We start from the raw sequence: 5,261 nt of genomic DNA, 5'->3' as shown, positions 1-5,261 counted from the left end.
AATCCTTTTCTACTTTGTTTATTCCAAATTCAAGTATAAAGGTTTCAGGTGTTTTTTTCTTTCTTCAGGTGGCTAACTTAATATTACAATTTGCCTTTTAAAGTCATTATATATTACTTAGAAATTTCTGGCTTGAATTTCATCCTTCTTCATTTGTTCAATAAGAGTCTCCATTCCATCAAACTTCACCATGCCACGTATTCTATCCAACCAAAGAACTGTCAGATTTTCTCCATAAAGTTGTTCATTGAAATCAAAAACATTAACTTCAATAGTCTTTTCTACCCCCTCAAAGGTATCATTATAACCTATAGATGCAAAGCCACGTAAGCGTTTGCCATCCCGGATAACATCAACCGTGTAGACACCAACAGCTGGAATATGAATATAATCTTTTATAACAAGGTTTGCTGTTGGATAACCGATTTCTCGGCCTCGCTTAAAGCCATGAACTACAATACCGGTTGTTTCATACTCATACCCCAATAAGCTATTCGCTTCGGCAACTTCGCCAACCTTAATTAAATCACGGATGCGTGTAGATGAAATTTTTTCATTCCCCTCTTTAAGTTCAGGAACTTGAACGACACGAATTTCATCGGTAGACTTAAGATTCACCATATCTGAACCCGTCGTATAATCAAAACCTGTAACAATTACTTTAGGATTTAGCTTCTTGCAGAAATTTTCGACAAATTCACTTGATGTGCAAGCAGCAAACTTTGAAGTTAAAGGCTTATAGAACAGAAAGTCAACTCCATTAGCTTCGAAAAGTGCTTCACGCTTTTTATCAGAGGTAAGCTTAAGTAGCATATCTGTATGAAATTGCTTAAAAGTCAATTCGGCACGCTCTGGAAAGGTTAAAACTGCAATTTTCAAATTCAGCACAGTTGCTATTCTTCTTGCTTCCGCAAAAACAGCTTGATGTCCACGGTGGAGTCCATCAAAATAGCCCAATACCAAGACAGTTTGTTCAGTAAAATTAGTTAATTCATCAAAATTTTGTATGTTCATATTAATATTTTCTTAGGTTTCAGTTGTTGTTCGCCTTGATGACAAATACCAACCAGTTTTTCATTATAATAAACTGCCAAAGGCTGACCAATTTCTATAATATTTTCAAATTCGATCTTTTTCCCGTTTTTTATATCTTCATATTGAGCTTGATTTAAGCTAATATGAGGGAGATCTGTTACTGCAAAGTTAAGATCTAGGAAAACTTCATTTAGCTTCCCTTGGTCACGAGACTCTTCTATTTGTTTCAAAGTCGAGGCTGTTTCAATTCTTAATCCGTTTGCCATAGTTCGTTGAAGCATTGACATATGGCTTGGATAAGTCAGCTTAGCCCCAAGATCTACGGCAAGTGTACGGATATAAGTACCCTTAGAACAGCTAACACGGAATTTAAATTTTCCAATATCTCCATCAAAAGTCAAGGGACTCAGTCGTTCAAAAGATTTGATTTCAATTTCACGAGGAACGCGTTCTATCACTTGCCCTGCTCGAGCATATTCATAAAGTTTCTTACCATTGACTTTTACTGCAGAGTACATCGGAGGGACTTGCTTGATCCAACCAACAAAAGTTTCCATCGCTTCATCCACGTCAGCTTCTGTCAGACTCTTAGAAACTATTTTTGACTCAACAACTATTCCTTCAGCGTCTTCTGTCTCAGTAGAAAACCCAAGAGTAACCTCACCCTCATAGATTTTTCCACCAGCATCCATATATTCAAGGAGACGAGTAGCCTTGCCAACTGCTACTGGAAGCACGCCCGTCACTGCAGGATCAAGCGTTCCACCATGACCAACTTTTTTTGTTTTTAAGATACCGCGAAGCTTTTGAACAACGTCATTTGACGTCCAACCAGCTTCTTTATATATATTAAGGATTCCGTCCATCTGTGCAATTGTATCAAAAAAAACTTCGTTCTGCACTCCTCTGTTTTATAAAATAGTAATGGTGTTTCCTCTTCATGTCGGGTTTTTAATCTATAATCAGGCACTTTAAATTTTGAACCATTATTTATTGTCCATATCAACTTGACTATTTAATTTTTTAATTTTTTGCGTTACATCCCATAATCTTTGTAAAATATCTTATTTTCAAGGGAGTTGCCTGAATTAAAGCTATTTATAAATTGTTTTTTATTTAGATATTCTAACGAATTTTTATTGCCTGAATTATTATTATTATTGTTTTCCATAAGACTCATAAACTATAAGAATTTGGATGATTTAAATCTCAAAAAGACATTTACCTGAAATGTCCCTAAATGTCTTTGTGAAGATGCTATGAGTATATACTATAAAAACTTAACTAATCCTTTAAATAGGCAGATACTATCTTTTCCAAGTCATTCACGGCTCATCGTTTTAAAGTTAAATAATCAAGTAATATTTTACAATTTTATTTTCTACTTTGAGTCAATTTTTAAAGGATTAATTATCAGATTCTTGGTGACTTTGTTAATTTTCATTAAATATGAATTTATCTTTATTATTTTAGTTTAATAATAAATTGTGCAATAGAACATTTGAAAATAAGATATTTAATTTACTGCATCCAACCCTGTTATCTTAAATTTATATCATAGATATAAAATAATAAAAGACTTCCAAATTGTATGTTTGAAAGTCTATATATCGTTAGCAATTTAAAAATAAGTTATTTTCGTTAGAAAATATTATCCCTTGGTTGCGTGATGCTTATTTTCTGCTGTATCAGTAAGTGCATTAAGAATTTTCATATTAGATTCTGAAATTACAAAGTCCAACTTTGTATTATCTTTGATATGTTCACGACTTGTTGCTTTTGGTAATGGTAGAACACCATTTTGGAGGCAAAATTTGATAGCTAATTGGGCTGGCGAGACATCAAGCTCCTCTGCCATTTTAACGATCTCTGGATTCTCTAACATGTGACCCGTCGCAAGTGGTGAATAGGCCTCAATTAAAATACCATTTTCTTTAGCAAACTTGACAATCTTTGGCTCTGTCCAACCAACATAGTATTCAATTTGGTTAATCATTGGTTTAATTTCAGCAACTTCAAGCAAATTTTCCATGTCATGTTGGTCAAAATTTGAAATACCAATGGCTTTTAACTTACCTTCTTTATAAAGTTTTTCAAAAGCACGCCAAGCTTCACGATTGCCTTTATCATCATTCGCACCTATGTTTGACCATGGCCACGGTGCATGAATCAAATAAAGATCAAAATATTCAACATTGAGAGCTTTCAAGCTAATATCAAAATATTCTAATGTACCTTCAAATGTCTTTATGTCACTAGGTAGTTTTGTTGTTAAGAAAATTTCTTCGCGAGGAATTCCAGAATCTTTAATTGCCTTACCGACTGAAACTTCATTTCCGTAAACACGAGCTGTATCAATATGACGATAGCCAAGATCAAGAGCGTTGCGAACTGCTTGATAAGCCACGTCACCATCTGGGGTTTGCCAAGTACCAAAACCGACCTTTGGAATTTTTAAACCATTTAAAAGTGTGTATGTTTCTGTAAGAATTGCCATGAGATCTCCTTTTATTTAAACTAATTTTAACACTTTTAAACGCTTTTAACCTTAATATATTGTAAATTGTTCTATAATTAAAGTGTAAATTGAAAAGAGGAAAGATATGAGAATTACTGAAAATGTTGAAATGCTTGAGGTAACCATGCCAAATGGATCCATTTACCACCCAACTTTAACATGGGATGATCAACATCTAGTTCTGTTTGACACTGGCGTACCTGGTGCAGGAGATTTTCTTGTGGAGGCAATTAAGGGAGCTGGATTTAATATTACTGATCTAACAGATATTGTAATCACCCACCAAGATATTGATCATATGGGGGGTACTTTAGAATTATTGAAACATGTTCCAGATGCAACTGTTTATGCACATAAAATTGATGCACCTTATATTGAAGGTATAGAAAAGCCAACAAAAATGGTTGCACGTGAATCTCTTATTGATGCCGGCGAAATTGAAGAGTCTGACTCTTTTTACCAAATGCTCAAAAGAGGGTTTGCTCAAGCTTACGTACCAATAGATGTAAAATTATCAAATGGTGATTTGCTTAATTTTGCTGGAGGAATTGTCACTGTGTTTACACCCGGCCACACTCCTGGTCATACATCATTCTTTTTGAAAGAAAGTAAACTTATGATTTGTGGAGATGCAGCAAATATCTTAGGCGATCAACTCATTGGCTCTGACCCAGCTATGACTTGGGATAACAAACTTGCGGATGAATCACTTGAGGTAATTAAATCATTTAACCTTTCCGGTGCCATTACATACCATACCGGATTTTTGAAAATTGATTAAATTTAAATAGCAAACTATCAAAGAAAAAGCCACATTAATTTGTGGCTTTTTCTTTGATAGTTATTTATACATAAATAATTTTTCGTAAAGTGATTTATGTATCTTCTTTATCGCGCATTCGATTTGCAAAATATTGGTGTTTAAAGTCTTCAAAAAGATAAGACTTAGTTGATTCAGATACACCATAAAGTTTATTAGCAAAGATTTTATTGAAAGCTTTCCATAGCCTCTCTCGTTCCATTTCATACAGATTTTGGAGCTCTTCATTTGAACCTTTCCAATTATCCCAGGCATCTTCATCAAAGAATTCTTGTTCTGTCAGCATCAAATCAATTGTTCCATTTTAGCAATATAAGGACCAACTTCTGCCATAAATTTCCATATCATATTTGAGTTCATGAAACTTGCATAGCTCTGAATATCAATCCAGCTTTCATGCACAAAGACAATACCTGGAAATTGATCATCCTGAACCACAACATATCCTAAATTACCATTCACTTCCGATATGCCACCAATGTAATCAACCAAAGCCGCCAGAGCTTTGTCAACGGTATCATCGAAAAAATGAAGCTTTAATGTAATTTTCATTGTTTTATTATACCACATCCAGTATGTCAACAATGTATAGCACTATCGCCCACCTAATACTTTTCACAAGGACAAAAAAATCATAAAATAGCTTGATTCTGGATTTTGAAATTTCTAAACAAGCAATTTTATTAATAAAAATCATAAAACATTATATGTTAATTCCTATAAATTTTACAAAGTTTACTTGGTAGATTTATAGTTTCAAACTAAAAATTCTTATATTATTGTAAAACAAACATTCGGCAAATTGCAAATTTAATTTAGCCACCCCGATACATCTGAAGTGGTGTCTGATACTTGAACATTTTTCTTGGATATTGATTCATCCAAGTC

Annotated in this window: 6 protein-coding genes; 1 reads left to right on the top strand and 5 read right to left on the bottom strand. The window is 33.8% G+C overall.

Annotated features, from left to right (window positions below; genetic code table 11):
• Window positions 1-117: 117 nt before the first annotated feature.
• From HNQ37_RS08285 to HNQ37_RS08275, 3 genes are all read right to left on the bottom strand, one after another.
• A complete protein-coding gene (locus HNQ37_RS08285) occupies window positions 118-1,014 on the bottom strand; it encodes a bifunctional riboflavin kinase/FAD synthetase (RefSeq protein WP_183541240.1) in 897 nt (298 codons plus the stop codon).
• Complete coding sequence (gene truB, locus HNQ37_RS08280) at window positions 1,011-1,901, bottom strand: tRNA pseudouridine(55) synthase TruB (protein WP_183541237.1); 891 nt, start codon at window positions 1,899-1,901, stop codon at window positions 1,011-1,013. Before truB ends, HNQ37_RS08285 begins: the two co-directional genes overlap by 4 nt.
• Before the next feature lie 785 nt (window positions 1,902-2,686).
• Window positions 2,687-3,532 (bottom strand): aldo/keto reductase, encoded by an 846-nt coding sequence (locus HNQ37_RS08275; protein ID WP_183541234.1) that lies wholly within the window; start codon window positions 3,530-3,532, stop codon window positions 2,687-2,689.
• 106 nt (window positions 3,533-3,638) lie between these two features.
• Here HNQ37_RS08275 and HNQ37_RS08270 point away from each other — a divergent pair, with 106 nt between their 5' ends.
• On the top strand, window positions 3,639-4,334 hold the full coding sequence (locus HNQ37_RS08270; RefSeq protein WP_183541231.1) for an MBL fold metallo-hydrolase: 696 nt from the start codon (window positions 3,639-3,641) through the stop codon (window positions 4,332-4,334).
• Between the two features lie 94 nt (window positions 4,335-4,428).
• Here the strand turns inward: HNQ37_RS08270 and HNQ37_RS08265 are convergent, their stop codons facing one another.
• Complete coding sequence (locus HNQ37_RS08265; RefSeq protein WP_183541228.1) at window positions 4,429-4,659, bottom strand: hypothetical protein; 231 nt, start codon at window positions 4,657-4,659, stop codon at window positions 4,429-4,431.
• Window positions 4,659-4,925, bottom strand: a complete 267-nt coding sequence (locus HNQ37_RS08260) for a putative quinol monooxygenase (protein WP_183541225.1) — start codon at window positions 4,923-4,925, stop codon at window positions 4,659-4,661. The genes HNQ37_RS08265 and HNQ37_RS08260 overlap by 1 nt, the downstream gene beginning before the upstream one ends.
• Window positions 4,926-5,261 lie beyond the last annotated feature (336 nt).

The organism is Lactovum miscens (assembly GCF_014202895.1).
Lineage (GTDB): Bacteria > Bacillota > Bacilli > Lactobacillales > Streptococcaceae > Lactovum > Lactovum miscens.
This window is presented reverse-complemented; position numbering and strand designations above follow the sequence as displayed.